We start from the raw sequence: 22215 nt of genomic DNA on the forward strand, positions 1-22215 counted from the left end.
GGACGACCACCACGGTGTGTACCGGCCCGGCGGGCACGGTAGGCCCCCCGAAAGGACGAGCGCAATTTCGCCTGGGGACCGCCCTGTGGATAACCTGGGGATGACTGGGGGCAACCCTTCACAGGTGGCCCGAAGCCTGTGTACAACTTGTGGGCAACGGTGGGATGGTCTGACAAAAGTGCTGGTCAGGGCCTGTGGAGACACTGTGGAGAACTTTATTCACCTCGCCACGGCGTGTCGGGCAAAACTCGTCGTTCGGCGTGTCGCACGCGGGCGCACAGGGGTGCCCTGTGGATGAATGCCACGGAGAGTAGAGGGGTCATCCGCCCGGTCGACCGGCGCCGGATTCAGGACGCGAACAACCTGCCCTGTGCGCTCCGTAGTCGTTCTCCGAGAATCTGCTGGTCGGCGGGTGTGAAGGCGATCCTCGGTTCGCCACTCCCCGGTACCTCTTCGGTCAGCCAGCGGCCCTCGGTCGTATCGATGTAGTTCACCGGGCGTTCGATCCGCTGCCGCGCGCCGCTCCGGCCGCGCGCCGCGACGTAGAGGCTTCCGCTCCCCAAACGGCGTAACGCGAGGATGCGGCGAAGCTCGTCGGCCTCCTGGCTGCCGGTGCTCTGCCGTCCGCTGCGAAGCACCTCGAAGCCCTCGTCCTGCGCAGTCGACGACGAGCGCGGCGCCTCGACCTGGCTCTTCGGGACGGCGATCGGCCGCCCGCGTCCCGGCGCGAGCTTCGGGATCTGGTCGAGGAACTCGGTGAGCAGCTCTTCCGGCCGCACCGACGCGAGCGCGACGCCGTCGTGCTCGCTGTGCCGGGCGAGGACGAAGCCCTCTCCGCCTGCGCTCCCCGCGAGCAGGGTGAAACTCAGCGCCTTGCCCTCGAACCCGCCGTCGACCCAGCCGTAGTACTCCAGAGACGGCCTGGCGATCGCTTCGAGCGTCGCCTTGAACCCGGGATGCAGCCCCCGCGCGCCGAAGAGGCCCTGGCTCGCCAGCTCCTCGTTGGTCCGCTCGTCCTCGGCCCGCTGCGCGTCCTCGTCGTACCAGGTCGGCGTTTCCGACAGGATCGTGTGCGGTTCGCCGCCGCGGCGGCGGATCAGCGTGATGAGGGTGCCGGTCGTGATCGTGACCTGCTTGTCCAGCACCGGAACTGCCCCCTAGTCGTTCTTGTTCGTCCAGCCCGGAACAAGACAAGCCGGGCGCGCGCCCCAATCTTGGCACGCGCCCGGCCCGCTCGTGACGACTACTCGCCGATCACCGGCGGTGCGGTGAGTTCGTCGGTTCCGAAGATCTCGTTGGGATCGTCGCCGACGAGGAATTTGGAGCTGCGCTCCTCGTCCTCGGCGCCCTTGCCCCTGGCGCCGCCGGCTCCCATACCGCCCATTCCGCCCATCATCCCGCCGGCGCCACGGCCCGCACCGGCACCGGCACCGGCCGCGCCGCCGCCCATGCCCGCGCCGCCCATCGCGCCCGCGTTGCCGGGCAGGGCCGCGCCGCTCCCGCCACCGGGGCCGAACCCCGGGCCGAAGCCACCGTCCGGGCCGAAGCCGCTCGCACCGGGGATGTCGGCGCCACCGAAGCCGCCACCGGCGCCTCCTCCGCCACCACCCGGGCCGAAGCCGCTGGCACCGGGGATCTTCGGCGGGGTGTAGCCGGACGCGTTCGTCCCGTCGTCCCAGGACGGCGGCTTGTAGTTGCTGCCGGGGATGTTCGGGTTGTACTGCCCGCCGGGCAGGTTCGAGCCCGGCAGGTTCGACCCGGGAAGATTCGAGCCGGGCAGGTTGCTGCCCGGCAGGTTCGACCCCGGGAGGTTCGAGCCCGGTGTGCCGATACCCGGCATGTTCGAACCGGGGACGCTCGGCATCCCGCCGGGCGGCATCGAACCGGGCGGCGTCGAGATGCCCGGCATGCCGTTGTGCCCGTTCCGGTCACCCTGGCCGTTGCCGTTGCCGTCCTTGTCCCCTTTGCCGCCGCCGTTGACGTCGACGTTCGTGTTCTGCCCCTCCATCTTGCTGTAGGTGGGCAGCTTCTTGCCGTTCTCGGAACTGGCCTTGAAGTACTCGTTGAACGCGTCGACGTTCGCTTGACCCTTGTCGTTGTAGTCCCGGATCGCGCGGTCGGTGTCGGTGGTCCACGGGGTGATGGAGTTGAGCAGGTTGTTCTTCGGCGGGTCCTTCGGGACCTGCTGCACCTTCGCCTTCACCGTGGTGAAAGCGGTGTTCTGCTCGCCGAGGTACTTGTCTGAGTCCACCAGCTTCTTGCCGGAGTCCTCCATCCAGGCCCGCAGCGGATGCGCGCCGGACTGTTGCGCGGCTTCGGCGCTCTTGCCGGTCCAGGCGGCGTCCATCTCCTTCGACAGGTTGTCGATGGTGGTCAGCCGTTCCTGGTAACCGGCCTTGAGCCGGGTCGCCGCGGCTTGGCCCTCTTGGATCGACCCGGTGCCCGGACCGGTGACGATCTTCTCCCAGATGTGGTAGCAGTCGATCTTGCGATCGCCGCCCGACGCTTCGAAGTCGCCGGATTTCGTGGTCGCCAGGTTGTAGGCCGAATACCCGGCGATGATCGGCAGCAGGAACACGCGTCAGCCCTCCTTCAACGTCTCGATCATCGCTTCCCCCACTTTGAGCGCGACGGGGCACGGATCGCTCGCGCCCGGTCCGTTGTCGTACTGCACCAGGATGTTCACGGCCAGCTGGTCGGTCACGCCGACGAAGAGGCCGCATTTGCCCTTGTTGCGGGCGTCGAGCGAAGCGGCGTACACCGCCGGATAGCCGCCGACCTCGGTCGGCTCGAAGTACTCGTTGTTGGCCTTCGTGTCGTAGACGTCGCTCAGGCCGTTCTTGTTCGCGAGCACCGGGCTGATGTCGACCTGGTTCAGCTTGTCGTCGGCGGCGAAGAGCGTGCAGCCTTGGCCCACGCTCGTGGTCCCGCGCTCACCTTCGCCGAGCCCGAGCTCGGATCGCTTCGCCGCGGAAAGCGCGGAGCAGGCGTCGCTCTCGATCGACGAGGTCTTCAGGGGATTCGACACCTTGGGCGCGGAGCCGGACGAGCCGCTCGACGCGCTGGGGGAACCGGCCCCGGTCGTGAACGACGGCTCGGACGAGGCCGTGCCGTTCTTGGTGCCCGAACAGCCGGCGACCAGCGCGCCCGCGGCCAGGAGGAGAACGAGGGAACGTCGCATCACACGGCCTTGTGCTTGTTGAGCGAAGCCTGCGTTTCGGCCTCGTTCGTGGCGATCTTCTGCTTCGCGGCGGTCAGCTGGTCGATGTAGTTCTTGACGTAGTCCTGCATCTTCTGGTTCTGCTCCAGGAACGCCTTGCCCGACGGGTTCGCCAGCTTCTCCCAGTCACCGCTCGCGAACTCCTTGCCCGGCGCCTTGACGTTCGCCATCAGGTTCGCGTCGCGGTAATCCTTCTTGAGCTCGGCCTGCAGATCCGTCCACTTCTTGATGATGCCGTCGATCTTGTCCTTGTCGAAGGTGAACCCGCCGCCACCCCCACCCGACGACGACGGCTTGTCGGGATTGGCAGGCGCGGACACCGTGACCTTCTCCTGCCGGTTCTGCTCGGCGTTGCTGTCGTAAGCCATTGGTTCCAGATCCCCTTTTGCGTCCCCGTGCCTCGACGTCGAGTCAATCCTAAGACGTGATCCGGCCGAGTGGGGTTCCGCGTAAAGCAAAGGGCGGGACGTCTCCGCGCTGGAGACGCCCCGCCCTGTGCCGAAGCGGTGTTACTTGGCCTTGACCTCGAGCCGCACGTCGACGCGGACGTCGGGGTGCAGCCGGGCGCCGACCGAGTGCTTGCCCACGGTCTTGATGTGGTCCTTCAGCTCGATGACGCGCTTGTCGAGCAGCGGGCCACCCGCGGCCTTGATCGCGTCCACGATCTCGGCGGTGGTGATCGAACCGAAGAGCTTCTTCGAGCCCTCGGCCGCCTTGCCGCTCAGCTGGATGGCGCCGAGGCCCTCCAGGGTCGCCTTGATCTCCTTGGCGTGGTCGAGGTCGCGGATGCGACGGCTCTCCTGCGCCCGCTTGATCGTGCGCACGTTCTTTTCCGCGCCCTTGGTGGCCACGATGGCGTAGCCGCGGGGGAGCAGGTAGTTGCGCGCGTAGCCGTCCTTGACCTCGACGATGTCGCCGGGCCCACCGAGGTTGGCGACGTCGGTGGTGAGAATGATCTTCGCCATTGACGTGCCTCCTTAGCGTGCGGTCGAGGTGTAGGGCAGCAGCGCCATTTCGCGGGAGTTCTTGACCGCGATGGCGATGTCACGCTGGTGCTGGCTGCAGTTGCCGGTCACCCGGCGGGCACGGATCTTCCCGCGGTCGGAGATGTACTTCCGAAGCAGGTTGGTGTCCTTGTAGTCGATGTTCTCCGGGCGGCCCTTCTTCTCGGCCTTGCAGAACACGCAGACCTTCTTCTTGGGCTTGCGGATGGGTGGCTTGGCCACGGTATTTCTCCTGGATTTCTACGTAGTGGTTGTCTCGAGGCGTCTCGCGGAGCTTTCGCCCGCGGCGGAGCGCCTGATCAGAAGGGCGGCTCGTCGGAGAAGCCGCCGCCACCGCCGCCACCGGCGGGCGGGGCGGAACCCCACGGGTCGTCGGCGGGCGGGCCGGACTGGCCGCCACCGCCGCCGCCACCGAAGCCGCCGCCTCCACCGCCACCGGTGCCACGGCTGACCTTGTTCACCTTGGCGGTGGCGTAGCGCAGCGACGGGCCGATCTCATCGACCTCGAGCTCGACGACGGTGCGCTTCTCGCCTTCCTTGGTCTCGAAAGACCGCTGCTTGAGGCGCCCCTGCACGACGACACGCGCGCCACGCGTCAGCGACTCGGCGACGTTCTCGGCCGCCTGACGCCAGATGTTGCAGCGCAGGAACAGGGCCTCGCCGTCCTTCCACTCACCGGACTGCTTGTCCAGCGTGCGCGGGGTGGACGCGACCGTGAAGTTCGCGACCGCCGCACCGGAAGGGGTGAAGCGAAGCTCCGGGTCGGACGTGAGATTGCCGATCACCGTGATGACGGTGTCTCCAGCCATCGGAAAAGTCCTTCGGCTCAGGCCTTGGCGGCGACGGGCTTGGCCGGCTTGATCTCGCGGCGCATGACCTTGGTGCGGAGCACGGTCTCCTGCAGCGAGAGCTGACGGTCCAGCTCCTTGACCGCTTCCGAAGTCGAGTTCAGGTCGAGGAGCGCGTAGATGCCCTCGGCGTGCTTCTTGATCTCGTAGGACAGCCGGCGGCGGCCCCAGACGTCGACCTTCTCGACGCTTCCGCCCGAAGTGCGGATCACGTTGAGGAAGTTGTCCAGGGTCGGGGCCACCGTACGCTCGTCGAGCGTGGGGTCCAGGATGACCATTACCTCGTAATGGCGTGACACAACCACTCACCTCCTATGGGCTCGCGGCCACGGACTGTCCGTGGCAGGAGGGTTTGTCCAGGTAAGCGTACCTGGCGGTCAGGAGACGCGGCGCAGGACCCAGGTGCGGACCAGCGCGGCGGTCACGCCGGCGAGCACGAGCACCGCGAGCAGCATCGGCAGCTGGACGTCGCCGCCGGGCATGCCGTCGGTCGCGAGCGCTTCGGCGTTGCCCGCGTTGCGGACGTCGGGGCCGCCCTGTCCGGCCTGGCCGTCGGTGGTGCCGTACTGCGGGGCGCCCTCGCCGGGGAGCGGGCTGTTGGCCGGGTAGCGCACGCCCGGCGCCACCGCGACACCCGGCTGCGCGACCGGCAGGTTGCCGTAGTCGCGCGGCGGCGCGTAGCCGGTGCCGTTGCTGCCGCCGGGGAGCAAGTTCGTGTTCGGCGGGGTGCCGTGGGTGCCGCCGCCGGTGCCGCCCTGCTGCGGGGCCGTGGTGCCCGGGGTCGGCAGGGCCGGGGCGACGTAGTTCGTCGCGACCGTCGTCAGGCCGCAGCTGCCGGCGACCTTGTGCTCGATGGAGTTCAGCGTCTTTTCCGGGTTCAGCCCGAGGCCCCAGGACTTGGTGTCCTTGACCGCCTGGCGCACGGCCGTGCCGATCGCCTTGCCGTCGATCGAACCGCCCGCGGCGTTCGGGACCGTGCCGAGGTCGATCCTGTTGACCTTGGCGATGTCGTTCGCGGCGACGTCGTAGAGGGCCAGCGTGCCGGCTTCCCGCGCGCCGGCGCGCACCAGTTCCTTGACCGAGGTGCCGGTGATCGCGACGGTGTCGCCCATCCCGCCGTTCACGGTGCCGCTGCACGCGCTCGCCAGCGTGGTGGCCGCCGAGGCCGTGCCCGCGGTCAGGAGCGCGCCACCGGTGACCATGGTCGCGAGTGCGGTGACGGTGAGCGCCTTGCGGGTGGTCTGCCAGATGGTGGTCTTCCGCACGGGGGCGATCCTCCGGGTCGGTGGGGGCGTGTGGCAGTGCATGAGGAATCACTGCAACGGGGATAACGAGGGAGTGACCCGAAAGATACTAGGCGGTAGGACTAACTTGCAGCGGCCATTCGGCGGAGAGCCCAGGTGCGGACAAGGCCCGCGCTGACTCCGGAGAGTGCCAAAACGGCGATGAGCAGCGGCAGTTTGCCCTCTTGAGTGAATCCGTCGCTCACATTCGGTAGCGCCTCGGCCTGTCCCGCGGTTTGGACGTCCGGGTTGCCGTTCTGGTTTTCGGTCGTGACGCCGAACTGCGGCGTGTATCCCGGGATCTGACCGCCGTACCGGAGGCCGGGCGACGGGCTGAAGAGACCGGCCGTCGCCATCGGGATGGAGCTGTAGTCGCGCATCGGGGCGTAGCCCGTGCTGATACCCCACGGCAGGTTGCCGAAGTTCGGGGTGAAGGTGCCGGGCAACAGCGGGCTGTTCGCCGCCGGGATGCCGCCCGCCGGTCCCCCGCCCTGTGCGGGAGCGCCCGGTCCGCCCGTCTGCGGTCCCCCGCTGCCGGGCGTGCCGGGAGCGGGTTTCCCTGGCTGGGGCTGGGTTCCGGGAGCGGGCTTGGCGCCACCGGTCAGGGCCTGGGTGGTTCCGGCGACCGCGCCGTTCAGCGCCTCCGCGGCGGGTTCACCGACGACCGGGACCGGCGCGACGACGGTGTTCACGATCGTCACCGTCACCTTGCAGACCGTGCCGAGCAGCGCGTTGATCGTGCCCGTGAGCACCCCGGAGACCGGACCGGCCTGGCCGAGGTTGAGCGGAATGCCGAGCAACGGGGTCTTGCCGAGGATCGTGTCGCCGGGCTTGGCGGTCACCGATCCACCGCAGGTCGCGGTCTTGGTCTCGGCGGCGGCGGCCGTGCCGGGCATGGCGAGGGCGGCCGAGCCCGCGAGAATGAAGGCCGACGCACCCAGGGCCGTCGCCCTCCGTGTCCGTTCGCGCATGCCTTCGACTCCTCCGTCGTCGGGGTCACCTACCTGCACAACGACGCTAATGGAGACGAGTAACGCCCGCTCACTCGAAGAAGTCAGGCATTCGAGTGGAAGCGGGCGTCACTTTCGGTGAATCAGGCGGGTTTCCCCCGGAGCCAAGCGCGGACCAGAGCGGCGGCGACGACGGCCAGCGCCAGCACCGCGAGCAGCAGCGGCAGCTTGGCCGGGGCGACCGGCGCCTGGATGGCCTGCGCGTTGCCCGCGTCCTTCTCGTCGACGGTCGGCGGCGGCACCTCGCCGGGGATGATCTCGGTGATCACCGGCGCCTGGACGAAGCTGCCGGGCAGCAGCGCCGCGTTGCTGATCAGGCCGGCGATCGAGTCGCCGCCGATACCGGTGGAGGAACCCGGGCCGGTCTGCACCGGGAGTTCGCTGCCCGGACCGCCGGGCTGACCCGGCCCCGGCGTCGGAGGCTGCGGCGGCTTGGGGTCTTCCGGCGGTCGTGGGGACGGCGGCTGCACGACCGGCGGCACGTCCTTGGTGACGTCCTGCGTCAGATTCCCGAGCGCGTTCACCGTGCCCTGCGCGGGCTTGCAGACACCCTGCGCGGCGAGGTCCCCCACCGCGTTGTCGGTGAGGCCGGTGGGCCTGACCAGATCGCCGACCGGCAGCGAAAGCAGTGGTTTCCGGCCCTGGGCGGTCTTGGCCTTCGAGTCCAGGCCGACCGTCAGCGCTTCGGGCGAATTCAGCGGAGCGCCCGCGTCGAGAACGAGTCCGTCGGCGGACTTCCCGTTCTGCAGCGTGGCGGCGCAGTCGCCGGAAAGGGTCGGATTCGGTTCCTCGGCGGCCGTCGCGGTCATCGGGAACGCGAGTCCGGCCGTGACCGAGAGCGCGAATCCCCAAGCCGTGATCCGCCCGGCAGTCTTCCCCATCGAGTTCGTCCTCCGCCCCTCAGGACCCACGCGGTTTAACGGAACGCGCTCACGCTACCCCACGAGCGTGACCATCCGGTTCGCGACGGCGTAAAACCCGCGAGGGTAAGTTGCCACCATGAAAATCGGTGCCCATGTCCGCGACGACGACCCGCTGGCCGCGGTCGCCGAGCGCGAAGCCGAAGTCCTCCAATTCTTCCTTTCCGACCCGCAGGGCTGGAAAGCTCCCCAACCTCACCCGCACGGTGAGGCGATCAAGGAATCGCCGGTCGAGGTGTTCATCCATTCGCCGTATCTGATCAATGTGGCGTCGATGAACAACCGCATCCGCATCCCGTCGCGGAAGAACGTCACGCAGCACGCGAACGGCGCCGCCGCGATCGGCGCGAAAGGGCTCGTCGTGCACGGCGGCCACGTCGGTTCGGCGGAGGACGTCGAAGAAGGTCTCGTCAACTGGCGCAAGCTTTTCGAGCGTGAACAGGAAAAGGGCGGTTTCGCCGTCCCGATCCTGATCGAGAACACCGCGGGCGGTGACAACGCGATGACCCGCGACCTCGACACGATCGCCCGGCTCTGGGACAAGGTCGGCGAATTCGGCGCGGGGTTCTGTTTCGACACCTGCCACGCGTACGCGGCGGGCTGGGAGCTGACCGAGGCGGTCAAGAAGGTCAAGGCCATCACCGGCCGGATCGACCTGGTGCACCTCAACAACTCGCGCGACGAGTTCGGTTCCACCCGGGACCGGCACGCCAACGTCGTCGGCGGTGAGGGCACGATCGATCCCGAGGTGCTGGTCGCGGTCGCGGCCGAGGCAGGCGCTCCGGTGGTCGTCGAGACCCCGGCCGACGGGCAGGCCGCGGACATCGCCTACGTCCGGGAGCGCGTCGCCTGACCTCCCGCTCTCGCACCTGCGAGGGAGATCGTTCCCTCTCCGGCGGGAGGGCCGGGCACGCCGAACGCGGAAGGCTCGATTCCAGCCGGGACACACCCGGTTCTGGAGGGAAGCCATGAACATCAAGTCGAAGATCGCCGCGGTCGCCGTGCTCGCCGTCGCGGCGGGAACGCTGGGGGCGACGCAGGCGACGGCGGCTCCGTCGTCCGGTTCGGTCGTGATCGGATCGGCGGGCGGACCGCTGACGTTCCCCGGTTTCGAGGGCGATCCGGTCCGGTTCGACTTCGCCGCGTTCGGTGATCCGGGTCAGTCCTCGGGCCGGTTCCACGTGAATCATCTGACCAAGGACGGAAAGCCGTTCGCCGATTTCGACGGCAAGATCGACTGCGTCTCCCGTGATGGCGACCTCGCCGTCCTGACCGGTGTGATCGAACGCGCCGACATCCCAGGCTTCCCGGCGAACCTGGTCGGCCGCCGGGTCGGTTTCTCGGTACGGGACGTGCCACGCGGGCACGACCGGATCGGCTGGAGCTGGGCCGTCGGCGGCTTCGACCAGGACGTCTTGCGGTGCACGGCCCCGATTCCGTTCTTCGAGACGAGCACGGGTGGCTACGTCGTGCGCTGAATCGGCTTGACCCTCACGCCACGGGAGGGTCGAACCTGTGCCGCATGAAGAATCGGACCGTGTACCGGGCGGAGGACGGCGAGCACGTCGGCTACGTCGTCCCCGCGCCGGAAACCCGTTGGCAGGCACTGACCGTTTTCGGCTACCCGCTAGGCGGGCCCGCCGCCTTCGACGACTCCGTCGCGTTGCTGGAGGCCGAGGGGCTGGCCATCCTCGCCGAGCGCTGGTCGGTCAAGCAGGGTGACGACTGGGTCAGCTGTCGTCTGGTCGAAACCTCGCCCGAAGCCGTCGTGGTGCGGATCGACGACTTCGGGGCCGAGGACTTCGGCAAGCACGTCAGGCTGGAACGTCCTGGGCCTGAGGTGTTGAAGCGCGTTTGACGGTGCGCGAATCGGGGGCGCCGTCGAGGAAACCGCCGATCGGATCGTCGTCCCCGGCGGCGCGGACGAGGTCTTTGCGCGGCTGGTAAATCTCCCGGATCACCAGCGCGCAGAGGCCGACCACGGCGAGGTCGCGGACGACGACCGTGCCGAGGAACCAGTCTTCGGGCAGGCCTTTGTTGTCGACGCCGAGGTAGTACATCATCCGCGGCGCCCAGACCAGCGCGTCGAGGACCATCCAGCCGAGCAGCAGCCGCCAGCGCGGGATCGCGAGCACCGCCAGCGGCACCAGCCACAGCGAATACTGCGGGCTCCACACCTTGTTGGTCAGCAGGAACGCGGCCACCACGAGAAACGCCAGCTGGCCGAGCCGCGGGCGGCGCGGCGCCTTCATCGCGACGTACCCGATGCCGGCGCAGGCGGCGAGGAACAGCACCGCGACGACGACGTTGAGCACGACCGGTGTCTGGCCCGTGGCGAGTTTCCCGTCGAACCCGGCCCAGCCGGAAAGGTGGGAGATCACGTTGTAGAGCGAGTCGGGGTCCATCGGCCGCGCCGTGTTGAGCCGGAAGAACTCCCACCAGCCAGTCGGCGCGGCGAGCGCGAACGGGACGTTGACCACCACGAACGTCGCCGCGGCGAGCCCGGCGGTGAGCGCCCAGTGTTTGACCTTGCCCGCGCGCAGGCACAGGAAGAACAACGGGATGAGCAGCAGCAGCGGATACAGCTTCGCCGCCGCGCCGAGGCCGAGCAGGAAACCCGCGATCTCCGGACGCCGACGGGCCCACGCGAGCAGCGCGGTCGCGGTGAACGCGGTCGCGATGGCGTCGAAGTTGGTGAAGACGTGCACCAGCACCAGCGGCGAGATCGCGACCAGCGCGGCGTCCCACGGGCGGCGTTTCAGCGATCGGCCGGTCGCCCACACCGTGACGAGCCAGGCCAGCGCGAGCCAGAGCGCCGAGATGTTGAAGTACACGGCCACCGGGAGCGCGCCGGGCAGCCAGCCCGATTCCGCGACCGAAAGCCACGCTTCGGTGAGCTTCGCGTTGATCCACTGGAACAGCCCGGTCGCGACCGGGTACTCCATGTACCGCGTGGTCTCCTTCGCCGTTCCCGCGTCTTCGGTCCACGAAGTCACGTACGGGAAGGTGTCCGGATCGTTCAGGCGCTCGGAACTGTAGAGCGGGATGATGTCCGAGTAGCACATCGCGACGAACGGGCGGCCCGCCCGCCAATCGAGCTGATGGGTCCCGGAATCGTCGGTGTACTGCTGGATGCACGACGCCTTGCCGAACCACGAGAGCAGCAGCGCGAGGCAGGCCAGCAGCAGCCCGACCCGCTGCGGCGACCAGAACCAGTGCCGCCCCACGGCCGCGTGCTCGCCGAGCGGGCCGCCGATCGGTCTCGTGGCCGCGGCCACGAGCGGTTCGTTCCAGCTCGGGATGACCCGCTCGCCGGGGGTGAGGGAGAGCGGAGCCTCGGGCTGGGTCGTCTGGTCGGACACGTGGCGGATGTTAGCGCCTATCCGGGTGACCACCCGGTGATGTCGCCGCTGGGTTGCTTCGGGCCTGCCGTGTCGTCCCTCTGATCACGCGTGTCGTCCACCTGATCACGCGAAAACGCCGTCGCGCTGTCTTTTTGAGCCGAAAGTCAAAGGTGTCGTGGCGGGACCACGGAGCAAGGAGGCCTTCGGGGCGAGGTGCGGGCGCTGATATGAGGACTGGCGTGCACTGATCGTCTGCAGACGACAGTTTCTGGCGACTTACCGGAGCTGAAGGCTCCTTTCATCGCATTAGACGCGGTGAAGGGAGCCTTCAGCCCACCTTCTTCTCCTCAATAGAACCCGGTCGGCGGTCTACTGGTGTCCACAAGCCCATTTCCAGGTGGCGTCGCCGTACGCCTTGGCCGCGGTGTCAGCTTTGTCCGTTACCGGTTTCACCCGGTGATGTCGCCGCTGTCGTAGAACCCGGCCAGCACCTCCGCCGCCGCGCCGAACGCGACGACGTCGTCGCCCATCTCGTCGAGATCGACCTGGATCCGTTGCCAGTGCGGCAAAGGCAGCAGTTCCCGCAGCCGCGCCGCGACGGTGTCGCGGTAGACCTCGGGTTCGGCGCGGACCGAACGCCCGGTCAGCACGACCCGTTCGAGGTCGAGGACCTGGACGAGGTCGGCGAGACCGATTCCCAGCAGGCCCGCCGCCTCTTCCGTGGTCGCCGCCGCGTTGTGCAGCACCTCGACGCAGCCGCGGCGGCCGCAGGCGCAGCGCGGTCCGTCGAAGGCGAGCGTGGTGTGCCCGAACTCGCCGGCGTTGGTCCGAGGCCCGCGATACAGCCTGCCGTCGATCAGCAGGCCGACGCCGATCCCGGTGCCGACGAGCACGACGGCGGTCGCGGCCTGGTCGCCCTCCGGCCAGTGCTGGGCGAAGGCGGCTGCGTTGGTGTTCTTGTCGAGCCGCACGGGCAGCCCGGTGCGTTTCGCGAGCAGGTCGCGCAGGGGGACGTGGTGCCAGCCCGGCATGTTCGTGGCGTCCCGGACCACGCCTTCGCGGTGGTCGAGCGGGCCGACGCTGCCGACGCCGAGGCCGAGGACCCGTTCGCGTTCGACGCCGTCGAGTAGCGCTTCGGTCGCTTCGCCGATGGCGGAAACGGCCTGGTCGGGGGTGAATCCGGGCGACAGCGGCCCGCCGCACGACGCGATGATCTTCCCGGTCAGGTCGGTCCTGAGCACCCGGAAGGAGTCCCGGTCGAGCTGGGAGCCGAGCGCGTGCCGGGCGTCCGCGCGCACGCGCAGCAGGGTGCGCGGCTTGCCGACTCCGGACGCGGGCTGGCGTTCCTCGTCCAGCAGGCCGGCTTCGAGGAGTTCGGGGACGATCTTCGAGACGGCCTGCTGGGTGAGCCGGGTGCGTTCGGCGAGTTCGACGCGGCTGAGGCCGCCCGCGCGCAGGATGTGCGTGAGCAGCAGTGTCCGATTGTGCTGGCGCAGGCCGCGCAGATTGACCCCGGTCTCCGGCATAGCGCGCATCCTGCCATGACTGGCTGATTACGCAACACTGTTGTTTAATGGGGTCATGGCTGACTTGCGAGTGGGGATCTTCGGATACGGCACCGGCGGGCGCGTCTTCCACGCGCCGCTGGTCGACGCGACACCGGGGCTGACCCCGGCCGCCATCGTCACCTCGAATCCGGACCGGGTCGGGCAGGCGAGCGCCGACTATCCGGCCGCCGACGTGCTGCCGGACGCGGACGCGTTGTTCGCGAAGGCCGGCGAACTGGACTTGGTCGTCGTCAGTACGCCGAACCGCACGCACGTTCCGCTGGCGCTCCGGGCGATCGAGGCTGGTTTGCCCGTCGTCGTCGACAAGCCCTTCGCGCCGACAGCGGCCGAAGCGGCGAAGGTCGCCGAAGCGGCGAAGGCCAAGGGCGTCGGGCTGACGGTGTTCCAGAACCGGCGTTTCGACTCGGATTTCCTCACCGTCCGGAAGGTTCTCGAGTCCGGCCGTCTCGGCGACGTCTTCCGCTTCGAATCACGCTACGACCGCTGGGTGCCGAAGCCGCGGGACAACTGGCGCGAGTTCGGCGACCCCGCCGAGGCGGGCGGCCTTCTCTACGACCTCGGCGCGCACATCGTCGACCAGGCGTTGCAGCTGTTCGGCCCGGTCGCCGAGGTCTACGCGGAGGTCGACCGGCGCCGCGCCGGGGTGTCCGTCGACGACGACGCCTTCGTCGCCCTCCGGCACACCAACGGGGTGCGCTCGCACCTGTGGGCGTCCGCGCTCGCAGGCACCCGGAACCCGCGATTCCGCGTGCTCGGCGACAAGGCGACCTTCACGAAATACGGCCTCGACGTCCAGGAGCCGCAGATCAAGGACGGGCTGCGGCCCGGCGACCCCGGCTGGGCCGTCGAACCGCCGTCGGACGCGGGCGTGCTCGGCGTGAACGACGACGTCGAAACGGTGCCCACCGAGGTCGGCCGGTACGAGGAGTTCTACGCGCGGGTGCGCGACGCGCTGCTCGGCAAGGGCGACTTCCCGGTCGATCCCGCCTCCGCCGTCGAGGCGCTCCGGGTCATCGAAGCCGCTCACCTCTCGGGTGCCCAACGGCGCGTCGTCACCCTCTAGCGCTACTCGTTGTCGCCTCTGCCGCCGCCTCGGCCGGGACCGTTGCCCCCGCCTTCCTCGCCGCCGTTGTTCTCACTCGACGAAGGCGGGTTCCGCGAGCTGGACGTCTCTTCTTCCTCGTTCCGCGAAGACGAAGGTCCGGTGGACGGGCCGGTCGACGGCGTGCCGGTCTCGGTCGAGCCTTCGTCGTCGCCCGGCGGGGTCTGCGTCGACGGGACGGTGTTGCTGTCGTCCCCGCCGATGATCTTGACCTTCTCGAAGCGCTCCCCCGGTTTCCCGTTCAGGTACAGGGAAAGGAACTTCTGCCAGATCGGCCCGGCGATCGTCGAACCGAAGATCGACTTGCCGTTCTTGCCCTTCAGCGCCTTGTCGCCGTCGCCGCCGACCCACACCGCGGCCGAGATCGACGGCGTGTAGCCGACCATCCAGGTCTGCGAGTTGGCGTCCTTCGCCGACGCGGGCTCGCCCGGACGGTAGGTGTGCTGCTGGGTTCCGGTCTTGCCCGCGCACTCGTGGTTGTTGGGGCACTTGAGCTTCGAGAACGGGATGACACCCTTGAGCGACTCGGTGACGTTGCCCGCGATCTGCTTGCTCTTGTCGGCGTCACCGGAGAACGCCGGTTTCGCCTCTTCCGCGGCGGAGTGAGCGGTCTCGTCCTGCGAGTTGGTCACCTTGGTGACGAAGTGCTTGTCCCGCCGCTGGCCCTCGCCCGCGAAGGTCGCGTACGCGGCTGCCATGTCCTCCGGACTGATGACCGTCTTGCCACCGCCGAGCGCGATGTTGTTGTCGGCGAACAGTTCGGAGGCGCCTTCGGGGGCGGGTTTGACCCCGGCGTCCTTGGCGGCCTGTGCCACCGGCCCCGGCTTGGTCACGTTCACGACCATGTCGTAGAACACCGTGTTGGCCGACCGCTGCATCGCCTCGGACACCGTGCACTGCTGCGAACAGGTGCTGCCGGGACCGGCGTTCCGGATCGTCTGCTTCCCGAACTGCCGGTTGTTGGACCCGTCGAACGTCGAGTTGATGCCGCCCTTGCCGAGCTGCATGTACGCGGTGAGGTCGAACGGCTTCATCGAGGACCCCGGGTTCTGCGGCGTGTTCGCCCAGTCCCGGCCCTTCTGGTCCTGGCCGTTGGGTCCCTTCACGATGGACGGACCGCCGTAGTACGCCTTCACGCCGCCGGTCTTCGGGTCGATGGCGACGAGCGCGTTGAGCAGGTTCTCGTCGGTCTGGCCCTTCATGCCGTCGGCCACCGCCTGCTCGGCCGCGGCCTGCGCCTTCGGGTCGATGGTCGTGTAGACCTTGTAGCCGCCCCGGTAGTAGACGTCGTCGGTGATGCCGTGCGCCGCGAGCTCTTCCTTGACCTTGTCGCGGATGAACGGGTTGACCACGCCGGCCTGTTCCTTGTCGGCCTGCGGGATCGGCGTCGGGAACTGCAGGTTCGCGCGCTCCGCGGCGGAGAGGAAACCGTTCTGCACCATGCGGTTCAGCGCGACGTTCCAGCGGTCGTTCGCGACCTTCGGGTTCTCCGAACGGCCCGGCTGCTGGATGAGGCCCGCGAGCAGTGCCGCCTCGGAGGCGTTCAGCTCGCCGGCCGGCTTGCCGAAGAACGCCTGCGCGGCCGACTCGATCCCGTACGCGCCGCGGCCGAAGTAGATGATGTTCAGGTACGCCGAGATGATGTCCTTCTTCTCGTACGTCTGGTTCATCTTGAAGGACTTGGCGAGCTCGGTCCATTTACGGGCGAGCGACGATTCGTCGTCCCCGCTGGCGACCTTGATGTACTGCTGGGAGATGGTCGAACCACCGCCCTTGCCCGCGGTCACCTGGTTGTAGACCGCGCGCAGGATGCCGCCGATGTCGAATCCGGAGTTGGTCTCGAAGGAGGCGTCCTCGGTGGCGATGACGGCCTTCTTGACGATGTCCGGGATCTGCTCCGGCGTCAGGATCTGCCGGTTGCCGCCCTTGGGGACGTCCTTGCCCATCTCGGTGTTGTCGGCGTAGTAGTACGTCACCGCCTGGCCCTGCGTGGCCGCGACGGACTGCGGTGACGGCACGTCGACCACGAAGTAGGTGATCACGAACGCGATCGCCGGGATGACGACGAAGAGGCAGAACAGCGCGAGCAACACCCGCCGGGTCCGTCTCCACCTGCGCTTCTTGCGCTGCGCGGGGGTGAGGATCGGCTTCCCGTTCTCGTCGGTCTCCGGGGCGTACGGCTCGTCCTCGTAAGGCTCGTCGTAACCGCGGTCGGTGGTGCCGTTGTGCTCGTGATGCGTGATGAGGTCCGGCTCGTGCTGCGGCGCGACCGGAGGCCGCTGCGAGCGCCGCGGCGGCGGCTGCTGAGGCGTGCCCTGCCGTTGCCACGGTGCCTGGCCAGGGCCCTGCGATCCGGGACCCGGCCGCTGCCCGTACCCGGGGGGCGGGCCGGCGGGTCGGCGGGGCGGTCCGGCCGGGCGTTGCGGACGACGTGCGGGGTCAGGGTCCTGACCTGGCCATCCGCCGTGGGGATCGTCGTTCACTGGGACGTCCTCCGAACCTTCCGTGGTGAGCGCGGTCCTGCGGTCGCAGGTCTCCTTCTAGTTAAGACGTATCAAAGCGGTTCAGGTTCATCGGTGCGAAGAAAAAAGGTGTGCCGGGCGCTCGCCCCGGCACACCTTTCAGCACCTGTTCAGCCCGATCGTCACGGATCTTCGGCGTTCGGGAACAACGGATCCGAAGTCCCCGGGCCCGGCCTCGTCCAGCTCGGCCTCGTCGGCTTGGTGGGTTTCGTCGGCGTCGTCTCGGTCGGCTCGGTGGGCGTCGTCGGCGTCGGGGTGGTCGTCGGCGTCTCGGGTGTCGACGTCGTCGGCGGCGGCTTCTGGGCCGTCGTCGTCGGCACGTACCGCGCGTCCTTGCCGATCGGTTTGACGCTCTCGAACTTCTCCGACGGCTTGCCGGTCATGTACCGGGACATGAAGTCTTCCCAGATCGGACCGGCGATCGTCCGGCCGTAGATCGGCTTGTTGTTCTTGTCGTGCAGCGGCTTGTTGCCGTCGCCGCCGACCCAGACCGACGTCGAGATGGACGGCGTGTAGCCCACCATCCAGGTCTGCGCGTTGCGGTCGCGGTAGCTCGCCGGGTCGCTGTCCTTGAAGTCGTACTGCTGCGTCCCGGTCTTGCCCGCGCACTCGTGATTCTTCGGGCACTTGAGCTTCGAGTACGGGATGACCTCTTCGAGCGCGTCGGTGACGTTGCCCGCGATCTGCTTGCTCTTGGCGGCATCGTCGCTGAAGGCGGGAGTGCCCTTGGGCGTCGTCTCGTCGAACTCGACCTCGTCCTGCGAGTTGGTCAGCTTCGCGACGAAGTGCTGCTTCTGCCGGACGCCTTCACCGGCGAAGGTGGCGAAACCGGCTGCCATGTCCTCCGCGGTGGTGACCGTGCCACCACCGCCGAGCGCGATGTTGATGTCGGGGCTCAGCTTCGCCTTGCCGCCGTCGGCCTCCACCATCACGCCGGCTTCCTTCGCGGCCTTCGCCACCGGGTCGACCTTTGTCTCGTTGCGGACCATGTCGTAGAACACGGTGTTCGCGGAGACCTTCATCGCCTCGGCGACCGTGCACTGCGTGCCGCAGTTCGAGCTCTCGCCCGCGTTCCGGATCGTGCGGCCGTCGAACTTCCGGTTGTTGGAGCCGTCGAAGGTCTCGCCGAGGCCCTTGCCCATCTTGAGGAACGCGGTCAGGTCGAAGGCCTTGAACGCCGAACCGGGGTTGTGCGGCACGTTCGCCCAGTCGATGGCCTGGACGTCCTGGCCCTTGTCGTTCTTCGTCCAGTCCGGGCCGCCCCAGTAGGCGACCACGCCGCCGGTCTTGGGGTCTATCGCGACCAGCGCGTTCAGGATGTTCTCGTCCGTCTGGCCCTTCATCCCCTCGGCGACGGACTCCTCGGCCATCTTCTGCGCCTTGGGGTCGATCGTCGTGGTGATCTTGAAGCCACCCTGGTGCAGCCGGTCCTGGTCGTAGCCGCGGGCTTCGAGTTCGTCGATCACCCGGTTGCGGATGTGCAGGCTCAGCGTCCCGGCGTCGTCGGCCTTCGCCTGCGCCTTGGGGATCGGCTTCGGGAACTGGGCGGCGGCGCGCTCACCCGGGTCGAGCCACTTGTTCGCCACCATCTGGTCCATCACGAAGTTCCAGCGCCGTTGCGCGTACGCGTCGTTCTCCGACTTGCTCGGGCCCTGGATCAGCCCGGCGAGCAGAGCCGCCTCGGACGCGCCGAGCTCCTTGGCGGGCTTCTTGAAGTAGGCCTGCGCGGCCGCTTCGATGCCGTTCGCGCCGCGGCCGAAGTAGATGGTGTTGAGGTAGGCGGTGATGATCTCCTCTTTGGACATCTGGTTGTTCATCTTGAAGGATTTGGCCAGCTCGGTCCATTTACGGGTGAGCGTCGGCGCCTCGTTGGCCGTGGCCTTCTTGATGTACTGCTGGGAGATCGTCGAACCGCCGCCCTGGCCGCCGGTGACGTTGTTGTAGACCGCGCGCAGGATGCCGCCGACGTCGAACCCGGAGTTGGTCTCGAACGACGAGTCCTCGGCCGCGTACACGGCCTTCTTGACAGTCTCCGGGATGTCGCCCGGCTTCAGCAGGTATCGGCTGCCGCCGCTGGCGGGCGCGATCTTGCCCATCGGGCTGCCGTCGGCGTACATCAGCGTGATCGGCTGGCTCTGCAGGCTCGCGACGCTTTCCTGCGACGGGACGTCCACGAGGAAGTAGGTGATGACGAACGCGATCGCGGGCACCACGACGAACAGGCCGAACATCGCGTAGAGCACCCGGCGGACGATCCGCCATCGGCGCTTCTTGCGCTGCTTCGGCGTGAGGACCTTCTTCTTGCCGTCCTCTTCGTCTTCGGCGGGCTCGTCGTCATAGGGGTCTTCGCCCTCCGCGCCGAAAGCGGCGCTCGGGTGACGATCGTCATATCGGTCGTCGTACGGGTCGTAGCCGTACGGGTCTTCGGTGCCGTTGTGCGCGTGATGCGTGATGAGTTCCGGCTCGCGCTCGTACGGTTCCGGCTCGACCGGCCGGACCAGCGCGGTCGCCTGATCGGCCGGGGCGGGAGGACGGCGATCGCCGGGCGGAGGCGGCGGCGGGCGGTGCCCGGCGGCACCGTTGCGGGCACGCGGGTCACCGGCGGCGCGGCCACCGGGCGGCGGGGGTCCCTGCCTGCGCGGGGGCATGCCGTTGGGGCGGCGCGGGGGCGCGGGACGGCGGGGTTCGTTGTCGGAGGGCCACTCGGGGCCGCCGGCGTCACCGCCCGGCCACTGTGGATCGGCGGCGTGGGGGGTGGCGGCGCGCGGGTTCGCCGAGCGGGGGGCGCCGTTCGGGGGAGTCCGGCGCTGGGGGCGGCGCGGCGGGTCTTCGCTCGGCCAGCCGGGATCGTCGGCCTCGCCCGGCCACTGGGCACGGCGAGGTGCATCAGGCTCCTGGCCAGGCCAGGAGCGATTGCGGTCGTCGTTCACGAATGGGCCTCCCAGACCGGCGCTTCGGGGGACGCCGCTCTGTGCTCAACTGCGTTTTCGATACCTGTCACTGACCCGCTGTCCTCTGCGATCGGGTCCGTGGCCGGGTGGTTCCCGGATCTCCTGTTCCGAGGACGTAGGACCGCACCAGGTGGTTCCAGTGACAGCTCCCGCAGACCTCGACCTCGTAGACGGTGAACTCCGCGAAGTGCCCGTCCATCCGTACCAGTTCGTCCGGCGTCTTGGCCGATCCGGCGGCGTGCTTGAGCTCGTCGCCGTACACCCACGACACCAGGGTCAGTTCCTCCCGATGGCAGACCGGGCAGTCCTGATCGCCTGGTCGGCCGTGGAATTTCGCGGCCCGGAGGAGGTACGGGCCCGCGTCGCAGACGTCGTATGTGCCGACCCGTCCGGAGTGGACGCCCTTGAGCAGCGCGCGCCGCTGTAAGGCGTAGTCCACGACCTGCCGCTGGTTTCGCACGCCAACAGAGTACGGGCTCTTGCTGTGTGGTCCACGCCCCGTTGTCGGCGGGACGGTCCGTATGCGGTCGGACACGCCGAAGATTCGATAACTGTCCGATGAATTTCAGCGGATTTTCCGGGTACTCGTCCGGGGTTAGCTACACCACTTCGATGTATCGGCGCGATATAGTGGGCCGGTAGGTTGACCGAGCCGGTCACGGTGGCCAACGCGACCGGTCGCGGTTTGTTCCCGGAAGGGGGTGCGGTGTGCTCGAGCTCGCGATCTTGGGGCTGCTGCACGAGACCCCCATGCACGGTTACGTGCTGCGCAAACGTTTGCATGAGACGCTCGGGATGTTCCGGACGTTCTCGTACGGCTCGCTGTATCCGACCCTGCGTCGGCTGCTTCGCGCCGGTTACCTCGTCGAGGAGCTCGAAGAGGTGGAAGACCGGGCGTGGGCACGCCGGGGCAAGCGGGTGTACAAGCTCACCGCCGAGGGCAAGGAACGGTTCGCCGAACTGCTCGGCGACGCCGGGCCGCAGACGTGGGACGACGAAGGCTTCGGCGTCCACCTGGCGTTCTTTTCGAGGACACCGGCCGACGTCAGGATGCGAATCCTGGAAGGCCGTCGTCGTCGGGTCGAGGAACGCCGTGAAGGACTTCGGACGGCAATGGCGCGGGCCGAGGAGAAGATCGACCGCTACACCCGTGAGCTGCACCGGCTCGGGCTGGAGTCCAGTGAGCGGGAGGTGCGCTGGCTCAACGAGCTGATCGCGCACGAACAGGCCGAGCAGCGCGGCCCGGAGACCTGAGGCGCTCTCCGAGCGCGCTGCGCATTACCTACAACTGTTGGACTAATGAAGGAGAAACCGGCATGGGCGAGAACCGCCGCGTTCGGGTGGCCATCGTGGGCGTCGGCAACTGTGCGGCCTCGCTGGTCCAGGGCGTTCAGTACTACCGTGACGCAGATGCCGGCACTCGCGTGCCCGGTTTGATGCACGTCGTGTTCGGCGAGTACCACGTCCGCGACATCGAGTTCGTCGCCGCGTTCGACGTGGACGCCAAGAAGGTCAGCCGTGACCTGTCCGAGGCGATCTTCGCCTCGGAGAACAACACGATCAAGATCGCCGACGTGCCGCCGCTGGGTGTCACCGTGCAGCGCGGGCACACCTACGACGGGCTCGGCCGCTTCTACCGCGAGACCATCGAGGAGTCCGACGAGGCCCCGGTCGACGTCGTCGCCGCGCTGCGCGAGGCCGAGGTCGACGTCCTCGTCTCCTACCTGCCGGTGGGCTCCGAAGAGGCCGACAAGTTCTACGCGCAGGCCTGCATCGACGCCGGTGTGGCGTTCGTCAACGCGCTGCCGGTGTTCATCGCCTCCGACCCCGAGTGGGCGGAGAAGTTCCGCGCGGCCGGTGTGCCGATCGTCGGTGACGACATCAAGTCGCAGGTCGGCGCCACCATCACGCACCGTGTGCTGGCGAAGCTGTTCGAAGACCGCGGCGTCCAGCTCGACCGGACGATGCAGCTCAACGTGGGCGGGAACATGGACTTCCTGAACATGAAGGAGCTGGAGCGGCTCGAGTCGAAGAAGATCTCGAAGACCCAGTCGGTCACTTCGCAGGTCGACCGCGAGCTCGGCAAGGGCAACGTCCACATCGGGCCGTCCGACTACGTGCAGTGGCTCGACGACCGCAAGTGGGCCTACGTCCGGCTCGAAGGCCGTGCCTTCGGCGACGTGCCGCTGAACCTGGAGTACAAGCTCGAGGTGTGGGACTCGCCGAACTCGGCGGGCATCATCATCGACGCCGTGCGCGCCGCGAAGATCGCGAAGGACCGCGGCATCGGCGGCCCGATCCTGTCGGCTTCCTCGTACTTCATGAAGTCGCCGCCGGAGCAGTACGACGACGCCACCGCGCGCGACGAGGTCGAGAAGTTCATCGCCGGCGAGGCGTGACCCTCCCCTGACGTGGGCTGAAAGCTCCCTTCACCGCATGCGAT

General features: G+C 68.4%; 22 protein-coding genes. 6 read left to right on the forward strand and 16 right to left on the reverse strand.

The window, feature by feature from the left end; genetic code table 11:
• Positions 1-347: 347 nt before the first annotated feature.
• The 11 genes from DMH01_RS23560 to DMH01_RS23610 form a co-directional block, all read right to left on the reverse strand.
• On the reverse strand, positions 348-1145 hold the full coding sequence (locus DMH01_RS23560) for an ESX secretion-associated protein EspG (protein ID WP_125679403.1): 798 nt from the start codon (positions 1143-1145) through the stop codon (positions 348-350).
• Between the two features lie 98 nt (positions 1146-1243).
• Positions 1244-2578 carry a PPE domain-containing protein gene (locus DMH01_RS23565; protein WP_125679404.1) on the reverse strand — a complete coding sequence of 445 codons (1335 nt, stop codon included), beginning with the start codon at positions 2576-2578 and terminating at the stop codon, positions 1244-1246.
• Between the two features lie 3 nt (positions 2579-2581).
• On the reverse strand, positions 2582-3181 hold the full coding sequence (locus DMH01_RS23570; RefSeq protein ID WP_125679405.1) for a DUF3558 domain-containing protein: 600 nt from the start codon (positions 3179-3181) through the stop codon (positions 2582-2584).
• Positions 3181-3588, reverse strand: coding sequence for a hypothetical protein (locus DMH01_RS23575; RefSeq protein WP_199745604.1), 408 nt, complete (start codon positions 3586-3588; stop codon positions 3181-3183). The genes DMH01_RS23570 and DMH01_RS23575 overlap by 1 nt, the downstream gene beginning before the upstream one ends.
• 141 nt (positions 3589-3729) lie before the next feature.
• A complete protein-coding gene (rplI, locus tag DMH01_RS23580; RefSeq protein WP_005168124.1) occupies positions 3730-4185 on the reverse strand; it encodes a 50S ribosomal protein L9 in 456 nt (151 codons plus the stop codon).
• Between the two features lie 12 nt (positions 4186-4197).
• Positions 4198-4446, reverse strand: a complete 249-nt coding sequence (gene rpsR / locus DMH01_RS23585) for a 30S ribosomal protein S18 (protein WP_005168122.1) — start codon at positions 4444-4446, stop codon at positions 4198-4200.
• Between the two features lie 77 nt (positions 4447-4523).
• Positions 4524-5033: a single-stranded DNA-binding protein gene (locus DMH01_RS23590; protein ID WP_125679406.1), complete on the reverse strand. Its 510-nt coding sequence runs from the start codon at positions 5031-5033 to the stop codon at positions 4524-4526.
• 17 nt (positions 5034-5050) lie between these two features.
• Positions 5051-5371: a 30S ribosomal protein S6 gene (gene rpsF, locus DMH01_RS23595; RefSeq protein ID WP_173426372.1), complete on the reverse strand. Its 321-nt coding sequence runs from the start codon at positions 5369-5371 to the stop codon at positions 5051-5053.
• A 78-nt stretch (positions 5372-5449) separates the two neighbouring features.
• Positions 5450-6337, reverse strand: coding sequence for a hypothetical protein (locus tag DMH01_RS23600; protein WP_125679407.1), 888 nt, complete (start codon positions 6335-6337; stop codon positions 5450-5452).
• Positions 6338-6438: 101 nt separating this feature from the next.
• The gene (locus DMH01_RS23605) at positions 6439-7326 is read right to left on the reverse strand and encodes a hypothetical protein (protein ID WP_125679408.1); all 888 of its coding nucleotides are present in this window, start codon (positions 7324-7326) and stop codon (positions 6439-6441) included.
• Positions 7327-7448: 122 nt separating this feature from the next.
• Positions 7449-8246: a hypothetical protein gene (locus tag DMH01_RS23610; protein WP_125679409.1), complete on the reverse strand. Its 798-nt coding sequence runs from the start codon at positions 8244-8246 to the stop codon at positions 7449-7451.
• Between the two features lie 118 nt (positions 8247-8364).
• Here DMH01_RS23610 and DMH01_RS23615 point away from each other — a divergent pair, with 118 nt between their 5' ends.
• The 3 genes from DMH01_RS23615 to DMH01_RS23625 all read left to right on the forward strand — a co-directional run bounded on the left by DMH01_RS23615 (position 8365) and on the right by DMH01_RS23625 (position 10143).
• Complete coding sequence (locus DMH01_RS23615) at positions 8365-9138, forward strand: deoxyribonuclease IV (protein WP_125679410.1); 774 nt, start codon at positions 8365-8367, stop codon at positions 9136-9138.
• 115 nt (positions 9139-9253) lie between these two features.
• Positions 9254-9763, forward strand: a complete 510-nt coding sequence (locus tag DMH01_RS23620) for a hypothetical protein (protein WP_125679411.1) — start codon at positions 9254-9256, stop codon at positions 9761-9763.
• Positions 9764-9807: 44 nt separating this feature from the next.
• The gene (locus DMH01_RS23625; RefSeq protein WP_125679412.1) at positions 9808-10143 is read left to right on the forward strand and encodes a hypothetical protein; all 336 of its coding nucleotides are present in this window, start codon (positions 9808-9810) and stop codon (positions 10141-10143) included.
• Here DMH01_RS23625 and DMH01_RS23630 read toward each other — a convergent pair.
• On the reverse strand, positions 10100-11647 hold the full coding sequence (locus tag DMH01_RS23630; RefSeq protein ID WP_125679413.1) for a glycosyltransferase family 87 protein: 1548 nt from the start codon (positions 11645-11647) through the stop codon (positions 10100-10102). The genes DMH01_RS23625 and DMH01_RS23630 overlap by 44 nt on opposite strands.
• Before the next feature lie 431 nt (positions 11648-12078).
• Positions 12079-13155, reverse strand: coding sequence for an ROK family transcriptional regulator (locus tag DMH01_RS23635; protein WP_125679414.1), 1077 nt, complete (start codon positions 13153-13155; stop codon positions 12079-12081).
• 55 nt (positions 13156-13210) lie between these two features.
• Between DMH01_RS23635 and DMH01_RS23640 the strand changes: the two genes are divergently transcribed.
• Complete coding sequence (locus DMH01_RS23640; protein ID WP_125679415.1) at positions 13211-14260, forward strand: Gfo/Idh/MocA family oxidoreductase; 1050 nt, start codon at positions 13211-13213, stop codon at positions 14258-14260.
• 2 nt (positions 14261-14262) lie between these two features.
• Here DMH01_RS23640 and DMH01_RS23645 read toward each other — a convergent pair whose 3' ends face one another.
• From DMH01_RS23645 to DMH01_RS23655, 3 genes are all read right to left on the reverse strand, one after another.
• Entirely contained in the window at positions 14263-16782 is a 2520-nt protein-coding gene (locus DMH01_RS23645) for a transglycosylase domain-containing protein (RefSeq protein ID WP_125679416.1), read from the reverse strand.
• Between the two features lie 161 nt (positions 16783-16943).
• Positions 16944-19322, reverse strand: coding sequence for a transglycosylase domain-containing protein (locus DMH01_RS23650; protein ID WP_125679843.1), 2379 nt, complete (start codon positions 19320-19322; stop codon positions 16944-16946).
• Positions 19323-19818: 496 nt separating this feature from the next.
• A complete protein-coding gene (locus DMH01_RS23655) occupies positions 19819-20232 on the reverse strand; it encodes a DUF5318 domain-containing protein (RefSeq protein ID WP_125679417.1) in 414 nt (137 codons plus the stop codon).
• Positions 20233-20480: 248 nt separating this feature from the next.
• Between DMH01_RS23655 and DMH01_RS23660 the strand changes: the two genes are divergently transcribed.
• Both DMH01_RS23660 and DMH01_RS23665 read left to right on the forward strand, forming a co-directional pair.
• Positions 20481-21026, forward strand: coding sequence for a PadR family transcriptional regulator (locus tag DMH01_RS23660; protein WP_005168208.1), 546 nt, complete (start codon positions 20481-20483; stop codon positions 21024-21026).
• Positions 21027-21088: 62 nt separating this feature from the next.
• On the forward strand, positions 21089-22171 hold the full coding sequence (locus DMH01_RS23665) for an inositol-3-phosphate synthase (RefSeq protein WP_125679418.1): 1083 nt from the start codon (positions 21089-21091) through the stop codon (positions 22169-22171).
• Positions 22172-22215: the final 44 nt, after the last annotated feature.

The sequence above is a fragment of the Amycolatopsis sp. WAC 04182 genome (assembly GCF_003947465.1).
GTDB lineage: Bacteria > Actinomycetota > Actinomycetes > Mycobacteriales > Pseudonocardiaceae > Amycolatopsis.

Bases quoted from the DNA above. Each gene is read 5' to 3' on its own strand.
- DMH01_RS23570 (WP_125679405.1), bottom strand. From the start codon at position 3,181: ATGCGACGTTCCCTCGTTCTCCTCCTGGCCGCGGGCGCGCTGGTCGCC.
- DMH01_RS23575 (WP_199745604.1), bottom strand. From the start codon at position 3,588: ATGGCTTACGACAGCAACGCCGAGCAGAACCGGCAGGAGAAGGTCACG.
- rplI (WP_005168124.1), bottom strand. From the start codon at position 4,185: ATGGCGAAGATCATTCTCACCACCGACGTCGCCAACCTCGGTGGGCCC.
- DMH01_RS23590 (WP_125679406.1), bottom strand. From the start codon at position 5,033: ATGGCTGGAGACACCGTCATCACGGTGATCGGCAATCTCACGTCCGAC.
- DMH01_RS23605 (WP_125679408.1), bottom strand. From the start codon at position 7,326: ATGCGCGAACGGACACGGAGGGCGACGGCCCTGGGTGCGTCGGCCTTC.
- DMH01_RS23610 (WP_125679409.1), bottom strand. From the start codon at position 8,246: ATGGGGAAGACTGCCGGGCGGATCACGGCTTGGGGATTCGCGCTCTCG.
- DMH01_RS23615 (WP_125679410.1), top strand. From the start codon at position 8,365: ATGAAAATCGGTGCCCATGTCCGCGACGACGACCCGCTGGCCGCGGTC.
- DMH01_RS23620 (WP_125679411.1), top strand. From the start codon at position 9,254: ATGAACATCAAGTCGAAGATCGCCGCGGTCGCCGTGCTCGCCGTCGCG.
- DMH01_RS23625 (WP_125679412.1), top strand. From the start codon at position 9,808: ATGAAGAATCGGACCGTGTACCGGGCGGAGGACGGCGAGCACGTCGGC.
- DMH01_RS23635 (WP_125679414.1), bottom strand. From the start codon at position 13,155: ATGCCGGAGACCGGGGTCAATCTGCGCGGCCTGCGCCAGCACAATCGG.
- DMH01_RS23640 (WP_125679415.1), top strand. From the start codon at position 13,211: ATGGCTGACTTGCGAGTGGGGATCTTCGGATACGGCACCGGCGGGCGC.
- DMH01_RS23665 (WP_125679418.1), top strand. From the start codon at position 21,089: ATGGGCGAGAACCGCCGCGTTCGGGTGGCCATCGTGGGCGTCGGCAAC.